This window comes from Peribacillus sp. TH16 (genome assembly GCF_016651095.1).
GTDB lineage: Bacteria > Bacillota > Bacilli > Bacillales > DSM-1321 > Peribacillus > Peribacillus butanolivorans.
Window position 1 is genome coordinate 2,489,329 of record NZ_JAEKEM010000009.1, and the last position, 20,099, is coordinate 2,509,427.

A 20,099-nucleotide genomic window follows, 5' to 3' on the forward strand; every position below is an offset into this window, starting at 1 on the left:
TTAAAGGAGGGTGAAGCTCATGGCAGCTCCAATTACGGAAATCCATAACCCTATAACAGAGGAAGAAATAAAGCTACAAAAACTCGAAGAACTAAAAACGCTTGTCACCAACAATGAGGATGTGTTGAACAATATGTTTAAAATCCTCGGTGAACTTAATGAATCAGGTGTCCTTGAAGCTGCGAATTCCATGCTTCAAGGAAAAGAACAAATTGCAAAAATCGCTCTTCAACAAGTCACAAGACAACCTGTAACCAATTTAATCAATACCCTTATGGGAGCAACAGGAGCTTTGATGAACGCTGATGCCGCACAATCTACAAAACTACTTAACAGTGCACTAGCAGGAGTCGATGAAGCCAACAAATTCCTACAGACCGATAAGAAAATTGGTGTAATGAATTTAATGAAAACATTAAATGACCCAGATATAAATCGAGCAATCGGTTTTGGCATCCATTTCCTAAAAGGAATGGGTAAGGAACTAAAAGAATAGAACCTTTTTTACAAGTGACTATCCCTAAAAGTCAGCTTTCTCTCAACAAATAGATTAAGACTTAAAAGAAGTTCATCCTTCTTTTGAGTCTTTTTTCTATCATGCACGACGATATTGAAAACAAAAGGATGGATGAAATGCTAACACATGAAAAAGTCATGGATGCTTTGAAACATGTCGAAGATCCGGAATTGCATAAAAGTATTGTAGAGTTGAATATGGTTAGAAATATCAAAATCGACGGAACCCATATCCAGTTAGAAGTAGTCTTAACCATTCAAGGTTGTCCTTTAAAAGCGAAAATTCAGGAAGATATTGAAAACTCGCTAAAAGCCATCGGTGCTTCAACTGTGTCTTTACAATTTGGCTCGATGACTAAAGAAGAACGAGAAGCCTTGACAAAATTACTAAAAAGCAATGCAACCACTGAAACGGGTATGCCTAATATGCTTCGCCCTGATTCAGGTGTGACCTTCATTGCCGTTACAAGCGGGAAAGGAGGCGTTGGAAAATCAACTGTTACGATTAATCTCGCAGTCTCTTTAGCACGAATGGGCAAACGTGTGGGCATTTTAGATGCTGATATATATGGCTTCAGTGTCCCTGCAATGATGGCAATTACCCAAAAACCAACAATGATTGACCAAACCGTCATTCCCGTTGTCAGTCATGGTGTGAAGGTCATGTCCATGGGATTTTTTGCAGCAGATGATAATCCTGTTATGTGGCGGGGACCTATGCTTAATAAATGGATAAAAAACTTCCTTGTGAACACGCATTGGGGAGAACTGGATTACCTGCTGCTTGATTTACCTCCTGGAACTGGAGACGTAGCCATCGACGTAGCAGCAATGATCCCTCAAGCTAAGGAAATCGTTGTAACCACTCCACATAACGTCGCCTCTTTTGTCGCTTCAAGAGCAGGTGCAATGGCCAAACATACTAAACATGAAATCTTGGGTGTCATCGAAAACATGGCATATTTTGAAGAACAGGACGGATCGAGGAATTACCTGTTTGGAAAAGGTGGCGGGGCCATTTTGGCACAACGACTTGAAACTGAAGTAATTTCTACCATCCCATTCTCAAACCGCAAAGAAAATAACGACGCCTCTGTCTTTGATGAAGAATCGTACGTTGGAGAAACCTTCACATCTTTAGCAGAAGATATTATCAATCAAGCATAATTGAACAGAGGTTGACTCTTAAGAGTCGTCCTCTTTTTTTACTCATTAAAAGACAAGCTGTATACTCTCCCCTTATTCGCCCCCCTACTTGTTAGATTCAATGATTGCAATATTCTCGTAGCACTAGCAGAAGATGAAACAAGTAAAAACTCCCTCAATTGACGATTGATTTATAGTCGAGAGTTATAGCGGATACACTTCCGGAACTTGTTAATGGAATGAATAAGACGAGAATTTACTCAATTTTGCCGATATAGAGCGGCAAACCCTTGCGAAGGGGGCAGGTCCTCTCCTTTGTCTATTAAACCTTGCACAGGAGCAGGAGCACCTGGAAGAATTCGGAATAAAACTTTCCAAATACTTTGCCTGTAAAATCCGGTTTCTGTTCTAACCCCGATTGTAAGAATGAGGAATTATCAACTTTACGCTATTTCTCTAGAGTGTATTTTTAATAATGGACCCTTTATTTGCGTTACCGTTTGTTCAAAAGAAGTAATTATCTTATAAAAATTCGACCTATATGGAATTTAATTCGATAGTTATTCCTTTTTATATCACATATAATAAAACGAAAAAGAGCAATTAGCTCATATTTGCTCTTTCCATACAAAAATAGCCATATATAGTCAGTAAGGAGATAAAAATATGAATGTTGTACATATTTGTTTTGGTGATTCTGCTTATGGGAGTTTAAAAAACATTTTTCAAAAAAGTAATGAACACCAAAACCAACAAATTATTTGTATTAGTGAAGATTTTTCAATAGGTCCTATTTATAAATTAGAATCTATTGAAGGGCTACACGAAAGAAAACAATGGCTGAAAGAAGTGTTAACAAAAACAGGACCAACCTCAGATACAGACTACTTAGATTGGATTGAAACAATCCTTAAAAGTAATTCACGAATCGCAATTGAAGTTCCGAGTAATAGCAGAGTAATCTTATGGCATGGTGACAATACTTCTGATGAAATCGGTTTAAGATTTGTATTATTTTTACTTCAAAATAAACATATTCAATTTGAAGAGGTCGATGTTACAGAGTACAGCCACCATATAGAATACAAAGTACGTGACTTACAGGACAAAGAAATTTCATATGTGATAAGAAGTTTAGGTGAAATGCCTCCAAAACTGATTTCAGATGCTCTACAAATGAAAAAAAGCATGTCTCATATAAAAATTAAAGATTTAATAAGTGACTGGAAAAAATGGTCTCAAACGAAAGACGTATTAAGAATATTATTAGATGGAAAACTAGTAGCTGTATCTGAAGATTATTATGATGGATCTATCTTAAAAAATATTTCAAATGAATATCAAAGTGCAGCCCGAGTTGTTGGAGAAGTAATGGGGGAAAGTGACCAATGTATTGGTGATACGTATTTAGCTTTCCGAATATACCAATTGATTCAGCAACAAAAATTAAGTTACCAAGGAAATCTGGGATCTTTAGGAAAATTGAAGATTCGATTATCTTAAATAGTAGAACTTAAAGAAGATGACCCCTGTTAAATACAGGAAATCATCTTCTTTGTGCTGCATGCTTATAGATTGTTGTTATTCGTTCTGGCTTCGATTAACATTCTAGTAAAGCATTAGGCGGTATGTGTTTAATATTGCTGAAAAAACTAAGTTCAAGATAAGAATCTTTTGTTAATTTGTATTTGTCCCTCCGCCATTCAATCCTTCTTTAATCAGCTCGTTGACTTTACTGTTCCAGAGCATTCCCACGTGGTCTACACCGCTAATTTGAACGTTTTTCGCTCCCTGAAGTATTGAAAGCGAAGTGGGTACAACATAGTCGTTGGTACTGTAAATCGAAGTATAACGGATTTTACGGGTAGGATCTGTACCTACGGGAGCTTTCGATGTTACAAATTTGTTTGGAGAACCCAACGTTACCACATCGTTTACCTTGCTTCCGCCGCCATTGAGGAGAATATAAGTCAGGGTATTGATGCCTCCCGCGCTGTGTCCAATAATATCAACCTTACTCTTTCCTGTTTTTTTTAACACTTCATCTACATAAGGAGCTAGCTGTCTTGCATTATTCAAGCTATTACCCGATTTATCCACCATTTCGATGGCATACAGTTCATTATCGGACCAGCCTTGTGCTTTCAGGTAGTTCTTAATGCTGTTAAAGTTTCCGCTATTACCGCCGGCTCCGTGAATGAAGATAACTGGATCATGGCTGTTTGTCTGTGCTTTGGAATCAGAAGGCTGAATAGTAACAACAGAAAAAATAATGGCCATGCATGCAATTATTGAAAGTAGCAATCTCTTATTTTTCATTATTTCCCTCCTATGTGTTTGTCTGCTTTTTTGTTACGTTAATTGTCATACATTTTGGAGGGTGAAACAACCGGCAACTTTTTGTAACACTGGTTACTGCTGGTATTTAACTGGTAAATAAGAGAAAAACTACTTCGCCTATGGCCCTGTAAAATACAGAAATCATCTTTTTTGTGCCGCCTAGTCCTTTTTTCAAATAACCTTTACAAAGGGGACACTTCATTTAAATTTATCCTTTATACTTTTGAACAAATGGTAATCTTTTCTATTATTATTTATATGCAAATAAGGGTAACAGCCCTAATTGACCATTGTTTTCTTTCTTCTTGTAGCGTCAGGAAAATGCGGATTTACAACGTTAAGGAAATGCCAATATAAAAAGCCCAATTTCTAAGCATTAAAATTGAGGAATTGGGCTTTTTTCGTTACTTGTTCCTACTTTACACTCTTACTTGTAAGAGAATAACTTTAATGGTCCTTTTAATTTTCATCATTTACGGATTCCAATGTTTATTAATAATATGGATGAATGATTTAGAATCATTGCACTTTGTACATTAAATAAATTTGATTTGCAATATAATCTGAACTAAAATGAAGCCCCTTCGTTATCCACCACATGATGATGCCTACCAATGAAGCTGTTTTAATATCAACCGCGACATAGTCAGCAGTAAATCCTTTTTGGTATTCTTTCTTCTTGTTTCTACTAGTTGCTTTAAAAATAAAAACAATTGCTCCTCAAATTGATTCATTTTAAATATAATAAGTAAATAATTTCGATGGATATATAAATAATCAAGAAATTGTGTTAGCTTTTGTTTTTCTGATAAATCTTTTGCATGTATTAAATCAACAATTTTATTAGAAAGCTCATTTGAAATCTCGTTGGTGATTTGCGTTAGTAAATCTTGAATATCTTGATAATGTAAGTAAAATGTTGTCCGATTTAATTCTGCTTTGGCTGCGACTTTCTGAACCGTTAAGTTTGAAATGGCGGGGTCCTCACATAAAAGAGAAAAGACGGCATTTTTAAACATTTCTCTTGAACGAATTGTACGAGGATCTTCTTTTTTAGGTGTAGACATTTTTAACCCCCTTATAGATTTTCCTTTTACTTTCTCAACATCATATATGTTTTATGTCGAGTAGTGAACATTTTAAAAAAAACTGTTCATGGTCAAAGAATATATATCTTGTTACTATTGATTTTATCGACACGGTGTCGATAATTCAAGTCTAGAATAAAGGAGTTTATGAATGCAGAAGAAAATAGCGGAAAAAAATAAAAAAATCTTATTAATGGTCCTGATTGCTGGCTGTTTTTTATCAACATTAAATCAAACACTATTAAATGTAGCAATGAGTAATTTTATGGAGGTATTTCATGTTACGGCTGCAACTGTACAATGGCTATCAACAGGCTTTATGCTCGTAAACGGTATTTTAGTGCCGATTACTGCGTTTTTAATGAAACGTTTTACAACAAGGCAGCTGTTTATTAGCTCGATGTTCTTTTTGTTCATGGGGACTGTGCTATGTGCCTGTGCCATGAACTTTAGCATTCTGTTAACAGGAAGAATGATTCAAGCAATTGGGGCAGGAATTATTATGCCACTAATGATGACGGTTATTTTGTATTTATACCCTAGTGAAAAGCGTGGAAGTATTATGGGAACTATCGGCTTTGCCATAATTTTTGCCCCAGCCATCGCTCCAACAATATCTGGCTTTATCATTGAATATGTATCATGGAGATGGCTATTTATTGGATTAGCTCCAATAGTATTAATCGTCATTATTCTGGCTTTTAAATATTTAATGAATGTTGCAGACACAACAAAAGCAAAATTAGATATTGTAAGTGTCATTTTATCAACGATTGGCTTTGGTTGTATTTTATTTGGATTTAGTAGTGCAGGAAGCAAAGGATGGGCACATCCAGTTGTTATTACAACAATCATCATCGGAATAATCGTTACAACTCTATTCTGTTTACGTCAAATAAAGTCTAACGATCCATTATTAAATTTATCCGTATTTAAGTATAAAATTTTCACTCTTACATCAGTCATTAACATACTCATTACGATGATTATGTATGCCGATCTAATTCTTTTACCAATTTACTTGCAAAATGGACGAGGTTTTACCGCATTTGAATCAGGTCTACTTCTATTACCTGGAGCCGTGATTAATGCCTTCTTATCACCTATCACAGGTAAAATGTATGATAAATACGGGGCGAAGCCACTCTTTATTACAGGTTTAGTATTTATCATTATTTCGATGTGGGGTGCAATTGATTTGACCGAATCCACAGCTTATATGTATTTAATGGTTCGTACCATTATTTTACGAATTGGATTAAGTTTCATTTCGATGCCTTTAAATACAGCAGGGTTGAATGCTTTACCCAGAGAATTGGGTTCACATGGTTCAGCAGTAAATAATACCATTCGCCAATTAGCAGGTGCTATAGGAACAGCAGTTATCATCACAGTGTATACAATTCAAGCAACTTCGCATGCTTCTCAGTTATCCATTGAAAATGGAGACATTTCAGCTATACAACTAGCGAAATTATCTTCTATCTTCAGCTCAAGTGACGCCTATGTATTTATGTTATTCGTATCTTTTGTAGCATTAATTTTTGCATGTTTAATGCCTAAAAAAGTAGCCATTCAAAAATACGAAAGTGAATCACATAACTAAAACAGTCAACATTATTATTTAGTGTATTTAAAATGAAAGCATATCTGAGAAATCTCAGATATGCTTTGTTATTTTTTAGATATTACAATTCCATATAATTCATCTTGGAGTAGGTAATTTTAATGTTGACTTTTTACATCATATATCTACTTTAGGATGGGATCATATTAATTTACGGGATTAATTCAGAGAAAATGATCACCCTAGATTCTTTAAAGACCATTAAAACTTTCTTAACGTTGAAAATCCGCATTTTCCTGACGCTATCCTAATAAATGTTGCTTTATTATAAATGATCAATCTTTATTTTAAATAATCTAACTTTGTTTTAAATGATCAATCTTTTTTATAAAACCACAATAAGTGAGTTAACGTTAACTTTGTGGAAGCATATTATTGCACAACAAAAAAGGAAGCATAACCCTGCATTTTATGAAAAGTTACGCTTCCTGTTATATAAAAATAAAAAACCACCAATATATGTATTGGTGGAGACGGTGGGAGTCGAACCCACGTCCAGACATAACGGCACTTAAGCTTCTACGAGTGTAGTCGATATATTCGCATTTCGCGAACTCATTAGCCTATCGACAGGCGGCAGAGCAGCTAGTCTGATTGGTCTCTTCCTTCATCCTCAGACGGTGGATTCCGGCGTATCCCACTTAGAGTGAGTCCCTTACCCTACCACGTGGGCCATGGAGGGAGGAACAGCTATCGACTGTTGTTACGCAGCGAAAGCTAGGTTGTTGTTTTGTTTGCCAGTTATAGGCGTTGACGTTTTAACGAGGCCGATCCCCTCGACTCGCAACTTAAGCTCGAACTATCCCTGTCGAATCCGTAACGTCCCCATGATTAAAATGGAGCGTACGAGAAAAGAATAGTCAGCAAGTTGTGCTGATATTCAGTTGTCATCGGTACAGGATTAATTATAACAGATTCATTTAAAAAATCAATTGTAAGGTCTTGGCAGTTCTACATCTTCTGTCTGTCGCGGAAAGCACGTTCAATATCACGTTTCGCTTCCTTCTTCTTCAGGTCTTCACGCTTGTCATATTGTTTCTTCCCTTTACCCAGCCCAATTAAAACCTTGGCAAAGCCATTTTTCAAATACATTTTCAAGGGTACAATTGTGTATCCTGTTTCTTTCGTTTCCCCAATAAGCTTATTAATTTCCTTTTTGTGCAGGAGAAGTTTTCGTGTCCGTAATGGATCATGATTATAACGGTTTCCTTGCTCATAAGGACTGACATGCATATTATGTAGATACAATTCGCCGTTTTCAATTTTGGCAAAGGAATCCTTTAAATTGGCTTTTCCGGCCCGAATCGATTTGATTTCTGTCCCTTGCAAAACAATTCCTGCTTCAAAGGTATCTTCAATAAAGAAATCATGAAATGCTTTTTTATTTTGTGCTAATTGCTTCCCTGAGCCTTTTGGCATCTAACTCTCCCCTTTATCATCCAATCAGGGAGAGGATGACTGGATCATCCTCTCTCCTCAATCTTATCTCTTTTTAGGTTTTCTTTTGCGCTTAGCAGCTGGCGCATTTTCAAAGAATTTTTTCTTCTTTTTCGGTTTTCTTTCTGAAGAAGACGAATCACTATTGCGATTGCCTCCACGGCTTCCGCCTTTGCTTTCGTTATTGCCCGAATTACCACCGCGGCCTCGTTTACGCTCACCTGAATTAGCCTTGAATATTTTCTTCTCCCCAGAAGGACGAGGACGGCTAACCTTCATGCCGATGATTTCAAAATCAATGGCCCGTTCCTCTTTATTCACGTTGGAAACACGTATGTCTATCTCATCGCCAATCCGGAATACCTTACCCGTTCGTTCCCCGATCATCGCAAGCTGACGCTCATCAAAGCGGTAATAATCATCCGTCATAAAGCTGACATGAACAAGCCCCTCAATGGTATTCGGCAGCTCAACAAACATCCCGAAGTTCGTAACAGATCCAATGATACCGGTGTATTCTTCACCAATTTTATCAAGCATGTACTCTGCTTTCTTCAAATCATCGGTTTCCCGCTCAGCATCGACTGAGCGACGTTCGCGCTTCGACGTATGATCGGCAATCTCAGGTAAAATGGCATTCCACTTTTCCTTGGTAGCTTGATCTAGTTTACCCTCCACCAAATAGGTCCGAATTAAACGATGCACAATTAAATCCGGGTAACGGCGTATCGGTGATGTGAAATGGGTATAAAACTCAGCTGATAAGCCAAAGTGACCCAAACTCTCCGGATCATATTTAGCCTGTTGCATTGAACGAAGCATTACCGTTGAAATAACCGTTTCTTCCGGTTTTCCAGCAACAGCCTCAATAATTTCCTGTAAAGCCTTTGGATGAACATCATTGGCCGATCCTCGAACAATATATCCGAAGTTAGTAATGAATTCAAAGAAACGCTGCAGTTTTTCAGGTTTCGGATCCTCGTGAATACGGTAAATGAAAGGTACATCAAGACGATGGAAATGCTCTGCAACAGCTTCGTTAGCTGCAAGCATGAACTCTTCAATCAGCTTTTCCGCAACTGATCTTTCACGTAATACAACTTCAGTCGGATGTCCTTCTTCATCCACAATGACTCTCGCTTCATTAAAATCAAAGTCGATCGCACCGCGGTTCATCCGCTTTTTACGAAGAATGGCCGCTAACTTCTCCATGTCCTGGAACATAGGTACCAGCGCTTCATAGCGTTCGAGTTGTTCTTCATCTTTGTCCACAAGAATTTTGTTCACATTGCCATAAGTCATTCGTTCCGTCGTTTTAATAACACTTTCAAAAATTTCATGATTGACGACATCGCCATTTTGCGTGATTTCCATTTCACACGATAGTGTAAAACGATCAACTTGGGGGTTCAAAGAACAAATACCATTCGATAAGCGATGCGGAATCATAGGAATAACCCTGTCCACCAAATAAACGCTCGTACCTCTTTCAAGAGCTTCCTTATCGATCGGTGAACCTTCCTTCACATAATGGCTTACGTCAGCAATATGTACACCCAACTTGTAATTGCCATTTTCAAGTTTAGAAACCGTAACAGCATCATCCAAGTCCTTGGCATCCGCTCCATCTATCGTTACTAATACATCATTACGCAAATCCCTGCGGTTGCCAATTTCACTTTCTTCAATGGTATCCGAAACGGCATTAGCTTGCTCCATGACTTCTTCAGGGAACTCCATTGGCAAACCATATTTATGAATTACTGACAGAATATCCACGCCAGGGTCATTCTTATGTCCAAGAATTTCAATGACTTCTCCTTCTGCACTTACACGTCCTTCAGGATAAGAAGTCAGCTTAACTACAACCTTATGACCCTCTACCGCTCCATGAGAAGCATGCTGTGGAATGAAAATATCATTCGCAATTTTTTTATCATCTGGGATGACAAAACCAAAACTTTTACTCTCGGAGTATGTACCGACTACTTGTGTAATTCCGCGTTCAAGTATTCTAATAACTGTACCTTCTTGTCTTGAGCCGGATGTTTCTGAAGAAACACGGACCATGACGATATCTCCATGCATTGCTGTACCTGTTTCATTTGGCGGAATGAAAATATCATCCATTCCTGGATTATCTTCAGGTGTAACAAATGCGAAGCCCTTAGCATGTCCTGTTAATTTACCGCGAAATAAGTTCATTTTTTGCGGCAGACCGTAACGATTGCTTCTCGTTCTGACTACCAATCCCTTTTCTTCCATCTTAACTAGCGCCTTCACGAAATTCTTGAAGTCTGCTGAGTCTTCGATTTTTAGAGCCTCTTCAAGTTCTTGTACTGTTAATGGCTTATACGCTTCGTCTGTCATATACGTCAGAAGCTTATTTATGTGTTCTTGAATGTTATCTTCCATAAAACCCCTCCTATTCAGGGTATGATAAATTTGTTATTCGGACCAATCCAGACTTTCTAAAAATTCAAATACATCTTCATGCAACTGGTTACGTTCTTTATCAAGGGTTATGACATGACCGGATTCTTCATACCACTTGATTTGTTTAACAGGTGATTCGATAGCTTCATAAATAATATCGGCACTTTTCGGATTGATTACATCATCATGCCGACCCTGCACGACAAATGTCGGCGTGTAGATATGATCGACGTGCTCTCGTACATCAGTTATCAATTCCTGAAGAGCTTTCAATGTATTCATAGGTTTGTCAGCAAAGCGGTCCATTTCCTGCTCTATTTGTTCTTGTGTTTTCCCTTCGTACTTCTTAAATTCTCTGGCGTACTCCAATACTCCTTTATACATCATTTCTTCACTTTTAATATACATAGGCGCACACATTGATACGATACCCTTTATAGGTACAGTGTAACCTAATTTCAGAGAAAATACGCCTCCTAATGAGAGTCCAGCAACAGCAATTTCTTCATGGCCTTTGCTTTTTAAAAAATCATAGGCCATCATGACATCTTTCCACCAATCAGCAGGACCCGTTTTTACCAATTCCTCTGGTGGCACACCATGTCCTTTATAGTGTGGAGCATGACAGGTGTATCCCTGTTTCTCCAAGTATCGGCCAAGCATACGTACATCTGCAGAATTTCCCGTAAATCCGTGTAAAAGTAAGACAGCTCTTTTTCCGCCTTCAAAAGTAAAGGGCTGTTGCAGCTTGATTTTCATGATTATAAGCTCCTTTATTTGTAAATAGCATCCAAAAAAATTTCTGTATTTTATCATTAAGTGCTAAAATTACTATATCTATACATACAACTATAGTGCAAAGAAAAAAGCCTAGCTATTTAGCTAGACTCATTTTTGATCCATTACACATCAAAGAATGCAACAAGTAAAGTTAAAGCAAAGAATAAAACAGCTAATACTATCGTTGCCCGATGTAAAATTAGGTCTAAGCCGCGTGCTTTTTGTTTTCCGAATAACTGCTCAGCACCACCGGCAATCGCACCTGATAAACCTGCACTTTTTCCTGATTGAAGCAATACCGTCACAATAAGAGCGATACTAACAATCACTAAAAGCGTTATGAGAATTGCATGCATGCAATTACACCTCCTGAAGGACCAATACAATTAATTTAACTTTACCACACCCAATAAATATCTACAATCTTTGTTATGATTTTATGGTAAGAACTTCTAAACATTTATAGTCATTGATTTCTTTTTGAATCAAAGTTTGAGATAATTTACATAAAGAGAAGAAAGAGGTGTCACCATGTTTAAGTCCATACTTCGGATTCTTGATCTCCTGACCATCCTATTCTCGGCGGTTGCCGGTTATTCTTTATGGACAGGCGGTAGCAACCTTATGAGTGTCCTGTTAATCATCCTATCACCGCTTTTATTGCTGCTTGCCAAGTATCACGGAAACCGTTACTTATTATTTGCTGCATATATCACGACAACTATTTATTTTACTGCTATTATTTATAATGGACTTTCCAATAGCAGTGTCGACTTTTTCCAATCAAGCTTTCATGTACTTCTAATTGGGGCAGCAGCTGTTTTACTGAGTATCGTAGCCGCAGTTATTGGGTTTGGAACTAATACCCTTACGATTCTCTGGCTATCGCTACACGCCCTAGTCACATTTGAGACAATCAGAATGTCATCTGGTTTCCTTTCGCACTTTTGGTCTACACCAGTCGTGGAAGCCGCAGTCCGTAATGATTATCCTTTTTTGTTGATGGTAGTCTGGATTGGATTATTTCTGGATAAATATCAGAGTGAATTAACAAGGGACTATTTATCCCGGTAATATTGTAAAAACTTTATCTTTGGAAATCTTATTTTAAAAGCAAGGGGCCTTTCATATGTTAAAACCTATATTTGCAGCAACTGCTCTTTCAACTTTTATTCTATTAGCTGGATGTTCATTCGACCTATCCAACGATGATAAAAAAGAGCAAAAAGAAGAACAGCCGATCTCCCAAGATACGGAGACAGAAACTAATGAGAAAAGTGATTCAAATGAATCGGCCCAACGCCAGGTAGAAGTCGATACGACTGTTAAACCCGCACAGAAAGGGCTTCAGACATTGGCCGAACCGGAAAGCATACCTGTCCTTGTCAATAAACAATACAGTCTGCCGGAAGATTACAAACCTGACGATCTTTTCTATCCAAAAGTAGATTTCATCTTTCAAGATAAAATTGAAAAAAGAATGATGCGAAAAGAAGCAGGAGAAGCTCTTGAAAAAATGTTCCAAGCTGCTGAAAAAGAAAACATGCATTTAGCTGGCGTCTCTGCCTACCGCTCACACCAAACACAAATCTCTATCTTTAATAACTATGTGAAAAGAGATGGGGAAGAAAAAGCTAAAACCTACAGTGCTCTGCCCGGAACAAGCGAGCATGAAACAGGTCTAGCTATTGATGTTACGACCCATGATGGTGCATGCGCTGCTCAAGACTGCTTCGGCGACACAAATGAAGCTACCTGGCTGGCCGAACATGCCCATGAATACGGATATATTATCCGCTATCCAAAAGGCAAGGAAAGCATCACAGGCTATAAATACGAACCATGGCACATCCGCTATGTTGGTGTTGATACCGCTGCTGAAATTTTTGAAACTAATAGTACATTAGAAGAATTCTATAATGCAGTTCCCGTACAAGCTGTAACGGATAATTAAAAAAAGGTGCCCAGATGCGGCACCTTTTTTTGGATGAATTCGATTTAATCAAACGTTTGATTAAATCTATTTATCAGGCTTGACCCCAATGTTATTAAGGTTTTCATTAAAAAGCTGGCTCAGTATTATCGTCTTTCAACGAATTTTAGAGTCAGCCTTTTTTAGAAGATTACTTCTTCAAGTTATAGAAAGATTTCAAGCCGCAAGATCACCAAGCTAGTCTTCAATGCGAAGAAGTTGGTCGATTGCATGTGATTTCATGAAATCCACCTAGTTCCCTTTGCCAAATCTATTAAGGTCAATTGAAATAAAAAAGAAGAAGATTTTCATCTCCTACTTTATTAAGTAATCATCATTATACAAAAACTATATACGCGTCTCTTTTTCCATTTAACAAAGTCAAAATGTATTTAAAAACTTCATCAGGTTTAATATCTTTAATAGAAACATATATTAATGTGTCACCAAATTCTTTTTCCACTAGATAATATTCTTTCCAGTTATTTATTTCTATCATGAACTCCTTCAAAAATCCTTTATAAACAAAAAAAACCTCCTATTTAAATGTGGATTACCACATTTAAATAGGAGGTCAAAAGCATTAATCTGTACTAATTAAATCTGCTTCTCGTCAGAAGCGGACTTCAAAATGATTACTTCTTCAAGTTATAGAAAGATTTCAAGCCACCATATACAGCCAAGTCACCAAGCTGGTCTTCGATGCGAAGAAGTTGGTTGTATTTAGCGATACGGTCTGTACGAGACATAGATCCGGTTTTGATTTGCCCTGCGTTTGTTGCAACAGCGATGTCAGCGATTGTAGCATCTTCTGTTTCACCTGAACGGTGGGAAACGACTGCAGTGTAACCAGCGCGTTTTGCCATTTCGATCGCATCAAACGTTTCAGTTAGTGTACCAATTTGGTTCACTTTGATCAGGATGGAGTTGCCGATGCCTTTTTCGATGCCTTCAGCCAATTTTTTCGTGTTAGTTACAAATAAATCGTCACCCACTAATTGAACTTTTGAACCTATGCGTTCAGTTAGAAGTTTGTGTCCATCCCAGTCATTTTCATCCAAGCCGTCTTCAATAGAAAGAATCGGGAATTCATTCACTAGCTCTTCATAGAAAGCAACCATTTCTTCGGATGTTACTCCATTGCGGCCTTCGCCTGCAAGATCGTATTTGCCTGTTTCTTTGTTATAGAATTCAGATGAAGCTACGTCCATACCAAGGTAGATATCTTCGCCAGCTTTGTAGCCTGCTTTTTCAATTGCCTCGATAATGACTTGTAACGCTTCACGGTTTGAACCAAGGTTTGGCGCAAATCCTCCTTCATCACCAACAGCCGTGTTCAGGCCTTTAGCAGAAAGAACAGATTTTAAGGCATGGAATACTTCAGCACCCATACGAACTGCTTCTTTGAAGCTAGGAGCACCGACAGGAAGAATCATAAATTCCTGGAAGTCGACATTGTTATCGGCATGTGATCCACCGTTAATGATGTTCATCATTGGAGTTGGAAGTTGTTTCGCATTGAACCCTCCAAGGTAACGATACAATGGTAAACCGGAAAATTCCGCAGCAGCATGGGCTGCAGCCATTGATACACCAAGGATTGCATTTGCTCCCAAGTTTCCTTTGTTTTCTGTACCATCTAGTTCAATCATGGTAAGGTCAAGGCCTGCTTGGTTTGTTACATCCAAACCGATGACAGCTTCAGCAATGATCTCATTTACATTATCAACTGCTTTTTGTACCCCTTTACCCAGGTAACGAGATTTATCTCCGTCACGAAGCTCAACTGCTTCGTGTTCTCCTGTGGAAGCACCTGATGGTACAATTGCTCGTCCGAAGTATCCGGACTCTGTTTGGATTTCTACTTCTACTGTTGGATTACCACGAGAATCTAGCACTTCGCGTGCATATACATGTTCGATGTACGGCATTATAAATCTCTCCTTTTCCAATTCACAATTTTATTTAGATAATAGGGATTTCCCTGTCATTTCAACAGGTTTTTCGACTCCAAGCAAATCAAGCATCGTTGGAGCTAAATCACCTAGGATACCACCTGTTCTTAATGTTACCTGATTTTTAGTGATAATGACAGGCACAGGATTTGTTGTATGGGCTGTCATGGGGTTGCCTTCAAGCGTTACAACTTCATCAGCATTCCCATGGTCAGCGGTTATGATTACTGTTCCGCCTTTTGAGACGATTAGATCGACAATTTTACCTAGGCACTCATCCACGGTTTCAATCGCTTTAATAGTCGGCTCCAGCATCCCTGAATGGCCGACCATATCCGGGTTGGCAAAATTCAAAAGAATAGCATCAAAGCGGTCCGCCTCAATTTGTTCCAACAACGCATCCGTCACTTCATAAGCACTCATTTCTGGCTTTAAATCATATGTAGCAACTTTCGGAGAATTAATTAAAATTCTCTCTTCTCCAGGAAACTTCTCTTCACGTCCGCCGCTCATGAAAAATGTCACATGAGGATACTTTTCAGTTTCAGCAATGCGAAGCTGGGTTAGTTGATTTTGAGAAAGTACTTCCCCTAATGTATTATCAAGATTTGTTGGCTTAAAAGCAACATATCCGTCAACTGTTTCTGAAAAATGTGTCAAGCAGACAAAATGCAGGTTATTCGGATGACCAGGACCACGGTCAAATGATCGAAAATCCTTATTCGTAAACGTATTTGAAATCTGAATTGCCCGGTCTGGACGGAAGTTATAAAAAATAACCGCATCATCATCTTTTATTGTCGCTACCGGTTTCCCATCTTCCGCTGTAATGACTGAAGGTATCACGAACTCATCAAAAATACCATGTTCGTAAGAGTCTTCTACACATTCCATCGCAGAAGGGTAAGCAGGTCCATCACCGTACACCATTGAACGATAGGATTTTTCCACACGCTCCCAGCGTTTATCACGGTCCATGGAATAATATCGTCCGGATATGGTCGCGAACTGACCAACACCAATTTCCTTCATTTTCGCTTCCGCATCCTTAATATAACCTTGTGCCGTTTTCGGTCCAACATCCCGTCCATCTAAAAATGCATGAACATATACGTTTTTAACTCCTTCTTTAGCCGCCAATTTCAGCAGGGCATACATATGTTCAATATGACTGTGCACACCGCCATCTGAAAGGAGACCAAAAAGATGAAGGTCTGTACCTTTTTTCTTGGTATGGTTCATGGCATCAAGAAAAGTTTGGTTTTCTGCAAACTCTCCTTCACGAATTGCTAGGTTCACACGGGTCAGACTTTGATAAACGATCCGTCCGGCCCCTATATTCAAGTGACCCACTTCAGAGTTCCCCATTTGACCAGCAGGCAAGCCGACAGCTTCCCCGCTTGCAGTTAAATGGGAATGCGGATACTGGTCCCAATAACGATCAAAGTTCGGTTTTTTTGCATGAAAAACAGCATTTCCTTCTTCTTCATTTCGGCAACCAAAACCGTCTAAGATGATAAGTGCCACAGGCGACTTACTCATAGTGACCAGCCTCCAGCAATTGTAAAAAGGAATCGGTTTTCAAGCTTGCCCCGCCTACCAATGCACCGTCAATATCAGGCTGTGCCATGTACTCTTTGATATTCTCAGGCTTCACACTGCCGCCGTACTGAATGCGGATGGCTGCCGCTGCTTCGTTAGAAAACTTATCAGCAACAACTGAGCGGATATGTGCACAAACTTCATTTGCATCCTGAGCAGATGAAGATTTCCCTGTTCCAATCGCCCAAATCGGCTCATAAGCAATAACGGCTTGTTTCAATTGGTCATCAGATAGCCCCGCAAGGCCTTTTTCAATCTGGCTACCAACGAAATCATTCGTTTCTCCAGCTTCCCTCTGCTCTAGTGTTTCACCACAACAAATGATAGGCGTTAACTGATTTGCAAAAGCAGCATGAGCTTTTTTATTTACGGCTTCATCCGTTTCATTGAACATTTCCCGGCGTTCAGAATGACCAAGAATGACATATGATACACCAAGATCAGCCAAAGCAATTGGACTGATTTCTCCTGTGAAGGCACCACTCTCTTCAAAGTGCATGTTTTGCGCCCCGATTTTCACATCGGTTCCTTTTGCTGCTTGAACAAGTTGATCCAAAAATAAAGCTGGAGCACATACAACTGAATCGATTAAATCTTGCTTCGGAATCAAATTGCTCACTTCTTCTAAAAAGGCAGTCGCTTCAGATAGTGTTTTATTCATTTTCCAGTTTCCTGCAATAATCGGTTTTCGCATTTGGTTTCTCATCCCTTCTAAAGTTGATATTTTTAACGGTTCACTCTTATTTATCGTTCAAGGCTACTACTCCAGGAAGCTCTTTGCCTTCCATGAACTCAAGAGAAGCACCGCCACCAGTTGATATATGGGACATCTTTTCTGCTAAGCCAAACTTTTCAGCAGCTGCAGCAGAATCCCCTCCGCCTACAATGCTGTAAGTATCTTTTGCTTCCGCCAATGCTTCAGCAACAGTTCTCGTTCCATTCGCAAATTTATCGAATTCAAATACACCCATTGGTCCATTCCAAATTACTAGCTTAGAGCCCTTGATTACATCTGCAAATAATTCACTTGTTTTAGGTCCAATATCAAGCGCCATTTTATCATTTGGGATAGCATCAATATCGACATTCTGGGCTTGTGCATCAGGTGAAAATTCTGCTGCTACAACAGCATCAATTGGCAAATGCAGTTGTACGCCTTTTTCTTTCGCACTCTCAATGAAAGATTTAGCCAGCTCGATTTTGTCTTCTTCTAATAAAGAATTACCGATTTCATGACCTTGTGCTTTAATAAATGTATAACCTAATCCACCACCAATAATCAAGTGATCGACATTTTCCAACAGGTTCTCGATAACACCTATTTTATCCTTTACCTTTGCTCCCCCAATTATAGCTGTAAAAGGACGTTCTGGATTGGATAGAGCTTTTCCTAATACCGCAAGCTCTTTTTCCATTAACAATCCAGCAACAGCAGGAAGATGATGGGCTATCCCTTCCGTTGAAGCATGTGCACGGTGCGCAGCTCCGAATGCATCATTTACATAAACATCAGCCAATGCAGCAAATGACTTCGCTAATTCAGGATCGTTCTTCTCCTCACCAGGATAGAAACGAACGTTTTCCAATAATAGAATCTCGCCATTTCCCATGTTATCAATGATTGATTGAACTGACTCCCCGTAAGCTTCTTCAGCCTTTTGTACATCTTTGCCACTAAGTTCACTTAGTCTTTCCGCAACAGGAGCTAGGCGTAATTCTTCAACAACTTGTCCCTTTGGACGACCAAGGTGGCTGGCTAAAATAACTTTAGCACCTTGTTCTGTCAGATAGGAAATCGTCGGCAGTGCAGCTTTGATTCTCGTATCATCCGAAATCTTTCCGTCCTGCATCGGAACGTTGAAATCAACACGGCAAAATACGCGTTTCCCCTTTAATTCAATATCTCTAATCGACTTTTTATTCATAATCCAAGAACCCCCTTAGATATTGTTAACATATTTTTGATTCTTTTAGTCAAAAAGGGAGAGGGTAAATATCCCAACTCCCCTTTTCTCTTTTTCATTATAGTCGGTTTCCAGGAAATTATCCAAAAACAAGAAATGTAAACGCTTGACTGTTTAATGACTTACTAATAATATCATCTTCTGCCAAGTTTTTTTAGAGGTGTTATTAAAAAAACCTCACCTTGGTGAGGTTTTTTTAATATTCTAATTACAATCCTTTTTTAGCCAAATAGTCGATTAAATCTACAACACGGCTAGAATATCCTGTTTCATTATCATACCAAGATAATACTTTTACCATGTTTCCTTCCATTACCATCGTGGAAAGAGCATCAATTGTAGAAGATGATGCGTTACCGTTATAGTCTCCTGATACTAGAGGAAGTTCGCTGTAATCAAGAATTCCTTTTAGTTCTCCTTCTGATGCCTTTTTAAATGCTGCATTTACTTCTTCAGCTGTTACATCTTTTTCAAGCTCTGCAACAAGGTCGACTACAGATACGTTCGGAGTAGGTACACGCATTGCCATACCATTCAATTTCCCTTTAAGTTCAGGAAGAACAAGTGCAACAGCTTTTGCTGCCCCAGTTGTTGTAGGAATGATATTTTCAGCCGCTGCACGTGCTCGACGATAATCTTTATGAGGCAAATCAAGGATTTGCTGATCATTTGTATAAGAGTGAACTGTAGTCATCATACCGCGTTTAATTCCGAATTGTTCATGAAGCACTTTAGCAAATGGAGCTAAACAGTTCGTCGTACAAGAAGCATTTGAAATAACGTGGTGGTTTTCTGCATCATATTTGTCTTCGTTTACACCCATAACGATCGTGATATCTTCATCAGATGCAGGAGCTGAAATAATAACTTTTTTCGCGCCAGCTTCTAAATGTTTAGCAGCATCGGAACGTTTTGTAAAACGTCCTGTAGATTCTACAACTACTTCTACTCCTAGTTCTCCCCATGCTAACTGTGCAGGATCACGTTCAGCCAATACTTTAACTTTATGGCCATCAACAACTAAGTAATCCCCATCCACTGTTACTTTTTCATTAAGAGAGCCATGAATTGAATCATATTGCAGAAGGTGCGCTAACATATTAGCATCTGTTAAGTCGTTAATAGCTACAATATCTACCTCAGGATTACTCAATGCTGCCCGAAATACATTACGTCCAATACGTCCAAAACCATTAATTCCAACTTTTACTGTCATGAAAAATTCCTCCTTTTAAG

Annotated in this window: 17 protein-coding genes, 1 other RNA gene and 1 pseudogene; 6 read left to right on the forward strand and 13 right to left on the reverse strand. The window is 38.6% G+C overall.

From position 1 onward, the window contains the following. Window positions 1-19: 19 nt before the first annotated feature. The 3 genes from JFV29_RS26140 (at window position 20) to JFV29_RS26150 (ending at window position 3,165) form a co-directional block, all read left to right on the forward strand. On the forward strand, window positions 20-496 hold the full coding sequence (locus tag JFV29_RS26140) for a DUF1641 domain-containing protein (protein WP_053348631.1): 477 nt from the start codon (window positions 20-22) through the stop codon (window positions 494-496). A 137-nt stretch (window positions 497-633) separates the two neighbouring features. Beyond that, window positions 634-1,683 carry a P-loop NTPase gene (locus JFV29_RS26145; RefSeq protein ID WP_201188118.1) on the forward strand — a complete coding sequence of 350 codons (1,050 nt, stop codon included), beginning with the start codon at window positions 634-636 and terminating at the stop codon, window positions 1,681-1,683. Between the two features lie 645 nt (window positions 1,684-2,328). Beyond that, window positions 2,329-3,165: a DUF1835 domain-containing protein gene (locus JFV29_RS26150; RefSeq protein ID WP_201187296.1), complete on the forward strand. Its 837-nt coding sequence runs from the start codon at window positions 2,329-2,331 to the stop codon at window positions 3,163-3,165. 174 nt (window positions 3,166-3,339) lie between these two features. Here the strand turns inward: JFV29_RS26150 and JFV29_RS26155 are convergent, their stop codons facing one another. Together JFV29_RS26155 and JFV29_RS26160 are read right to left on the reverse strand one after the other, a co-directional pair. After that, entirely contained in the window at window positions 3,340-3,981 is a 642-nt protein-coding gene (locus JFV29_RS26155) for an esterase/lipase family protein (RefSeq protein ID WP_201187299.1), read from the reverse strand. Window positions 3,982-4,521: 540 nt separating this feature from the next. Next, window positions 4,522-5,069: pseudogene (locus tag JFV29_RS26160) on the reverse strand (TetR/AcrR family transcriptional regulator). A gap of 172 nt (window positions 5,070-5,241) precedes the next feature. On the opposite strand from JFV29_RS26160, the gene JFV29_RS26165 reads away from it, so the two are divergent. Beyond that, window positions 5,242-6,696: a DHA2 family efflux MFS transporter permease subunit gene (locus JFV29_RS26165; RefSeq protein WP_201187301.1), complete on the forward strand. Its 1,455-nt coding sequence runs from the start codon at window positions 5,242-5,244 to the stop codon at window positions 6,694-6,696. Between the two features lie 486 nt (window positions 6,697-7,182). On the opposite strand, the gene ssrA is transcribed toward JFV29_RS26165, so the two are convergent. From ssrA to secG, 5 genes are all read right to left on the reverse strand, one after another. Further along, window positions 7,183-7,544: a transfer-messenger RNA gene (gene ssrA, locus JFV29_RS26170) on the reverse strand. A 124-nt stretch (window positions 7,545-7,668) separates the two neighbouring features. Continuing rightward, on the reverse strand, window positions 7,669-8,136 hold the full coding sequence (gene smpB, locus JFV29_RS26175; protein ID WP_053348626.1) for an SsrA-binding protein SmpB: 468 nt from the start codon (window positions 8,134-8,136) through the stop codon (window positions 7,669-7,671). Window positions 8,137-8,199: 63 nt separating this feature from the next. Beyond that, on the reverse strand, window positions 8,200-10,569 hold the full coding sequence (gene rnr, locus JFV29_RS26180; RefSeq protein WP_201187303.1) for a ribonuclease R: 2,370 nt from the start codon (window positions 10,567-10,569) through the stop codon (window positions 8,200-8,202). A gap of 33 nt (window positions 10,570-10,602) precedes the next feature. Beyond that, window positions 10,603-11,349 (reverse strand): alpha/beta hydrolase, encoded by a 747-nt coding sequence (locus tag JFV29_RS26185; protein ID WP_056524536.1) that lies wholly within the window; start codon window positions 11,347-11,349, stop codon window positions 10,603-10,605. A 143-nt stretch (window positions 11,350-11,492) separates the two neighbouring features. Continuing rightward, window positions 11,493-11,726 (reverse strand): preprotein translocase subunit SecG, encoded by a 234-nt coding sequence (gene secG / locus JFV29_RS26190; protein ID WP_053348623.1) that lies wholly within the window; start codon window positions 11,724-11,726, stop codon window positions 11,493-11,495. 175 nt (window positions 11,727-11,901) lie between these two features. On the opposite strand from secG, the gene JFV29_RS26195 reads away from it, so the two are divergent. Together JFV29_RS26195 and JFV29_RS26200 are read left to right on the forward strand one after the other, a co-directional pair. Continuing rightward, window positions 11,902-12,444 carry a hypothetical protein gene (locus JFV29_RS26195; protein ID WP_201187305.1) on the forward strand — a complete coding sequence of 181 codons (543 nt, stop codon included), beginning with the start codon at window positions 11,902-11,904 and terminating at the stop codon, window positions 12,442-12,444. Between the two features lie 55 nt (window positions 12,445-12,499). Continuing rightward, window positions 12,500-13,324: a M15 family metallopeptidase gene (locus JFV29_RS26200; protein ID WP_201187307.1), complete on the forward strand. Its 825-nt coding sequence runs from the start codon at window positions 12,500-12,502 to the stop codon at window positions 13,322-13,324. Between the two features lie 355 nt (window positions 13,325-13,679). On the opposite strand, the gene JFV29_RS30045 is transcribed toward JFV29_RS26200, so the two are convergent. From JFV29_RS30045 to gap, 6 genes are all read right to left on the reverse strand, one after another. Continuing rightward, window positions 13,680-13,841, reverse strand: a complete 162-nt coding sequence (locus JFV29_RS30045; RefSeq protein ID WP_207198792.1) for a hypothetical protein — start codon at window positions 13,839-13,841, stop codon at window positions 13,680-13,682. Window positions 13,842-13,977: 136 nt separating this feature from the next. Further along, window positions 13,978-15,273: a phosphopyruvate hydratase gene (gene eno, locus JFV29_RS26205; RefSeq protein WP_053348619.1), complete on the reverse strand. Its 1,296-nt coding sequence runs from the start codon at window positions 15,271-15,273 to the stop codon at window positions 13,978-13,980. 30 nt (window positions 15,274-15,303) lie between these two features. Beyond that, window positions 15,304-16,839 carry a 2,3-bisphosphoglycerate-independent phosphoglycerate mutase gene (gene gpmI / locus JFV29_RS26210; RefSeq protein ID WP_201187309.1) on the reverse strand — a complete coding sequence of 512 codons (1,536 nt, stop codon included), beginning with the start codon at window positions 16,837-16,839 and terminating at the stop codon, window positions 15,304-15,306. Then, window positions 16,832-17,593, reverse strand: coding sequence for a triose-phosphate isomerase (gene tpiA, locus JFV29_RS26215; protein ID WP_201188120.1), 762 nt, complete (start codon window positions 17,591-17,593; stop codon window positions 16,832-16,834). Before tpiA ends, gpmI begins: the two co-directional genes overlap by 8 nt. A 46-nt stretch (window positions 17,594-17,639) precedes the next feature. Further along, complete coding sequence (locus tag JFV29_RS26220; protein ID WP_201187311.1) at window positions 17,640-18,824, reverse strand: phosphoglycerate kinase; 1,185 nt, start codon at window positions 18,822-18,824, stop codon at window positions 17,640-17,642. 247 nt (window positions 18,825-19,071) lie between these two features. Next, on the reverse strand, window positions 19,072-20,079 hold the full coding sequence (gap, locus tag JFV29_RS26225; RefSeq protein WP_201187312.1) for a type I glyceraldehyde-3-phosphate dehydrogenase: 1,008 nt from the start codon (window positions 20,077-20,079) through the stop codon (window positions 19,072-19,074). Window positions 20,080-20,099 lie beyond the last annotated feature (20 nt).

Bases quoted from the DNA above. Each gene is read 5' to 3' on its own strand.
- gap (WP_201187312.1), bottom strand. From the start codon at position 20,079: ATGACAGTAAAAGTTGGAATTAATGGTTTTGGACGTATTGGACGTAAT.
- secG (WP_053348623.1), bottom strand. From the start codon at position 11,726: ATGCATGCAATTCTCATAACGCTTTTAGTGATTGTTAGTATCGCTCTT.
- JFV29_RS26150 (WP_201187296.1), top strand. From the start codon at position 2,329: ATGAATGTTGTACATATTTGTTTTGGTGATTCTGCTTATGGGAGTTTA.
- rnr (WP_201187303.1), bottom strand. From the start codon at position 10,569: ATGGAAGATAACATTCAAGAACACATAAATAAGCTTCTGACGTATATG.
- JFV29_RS26165 (WP_201187301.1), top strand. From the start codon at position 5,242: ATGCAGAAGAAAATAGCGGAAAAAAATAAAAAAATCTTATTAATGGTC.
- tpiA (WP_201188120.1), bottom strand. From the start codon at position 17,593: ATGCGAAAACCGATTATTGCAGGAAACTGGAAAATGAATAAAACACTA.
- JFV29_RS26185 (WP_056524536.1), bottom strand. From the start codon at position 11,349: ATGAAAATCAAGCTGCAACAGCCCTTTACTTTTGAAGGCGGAAAAAGA.
- JFV29_RS26145 (WP_201188118.1), top strand. From the start codon at position 634: ATGCTAACACATGAAAAAGTCATGGATGCTTTGAAACATGTCGAAGAT.
- smpB (WP_053348626.1), bottom strand. From the start codon at position 8,136: ATGCCAAAAGGCTCAGGGAAGCAATTAGCACAAAATAAAAAAGCATTT.
- JFV29_RS26140 (WP_053348631.1), top strand. From the start codon at position 20: ATGGCAGCTCCAATTACGGAAATCCATAACCCTATAACAGAGGAAGAA.
- JFV29_RS26195 (WP_201187305.1), top strand. From the start codon at position 11,902: ATGTTTAAGTCCATACTTCGGATTCTTGATCTCCTGACCATCCTATTC.
- JFV29_RS26220 (WP_201187311.1), bottom strand. From the start codon at position 18,824: ATGAATAAAAAGTCGATTAGAGATATTGAATTAAAGGGGAAACGCGTA.
- JFV29_RS26200 (WP_201187307.1), top strand. From the start codon at position 12,500: ATGTTAAAACCTATATTTGCAGCAACTGCTCTTTCAACTTTTATTCTA.
- JFV29_RS26155 (WP_201187299.1), bottom strand. From the start codon at position 3,981: ATGAAAAATAAGAGATTGCTACTTTCAATAATTGCATGCATGGCCATT.
- gpmI (WP_201187309.1), bottom strand. From the start codon at position 16,839: ATGAGTAAGTCGCCTGTGGCACTTATCATCTTAGACGGTTTTGGTTGC.
- eno (WP_053348619.1), bottom strand. From the start codon at position 15,273: ATGCCGTACATCGAACATGTATATGCACGCGAAGTGCTAGATTCTCGT.
- JFV29_RS30045 (WP_207198792.1), bottom strand. From the start codon at position 13,841: ATGATAGAAATAAATAACTGGAAAGAATATTATCTAGTGGAAAAAGAA.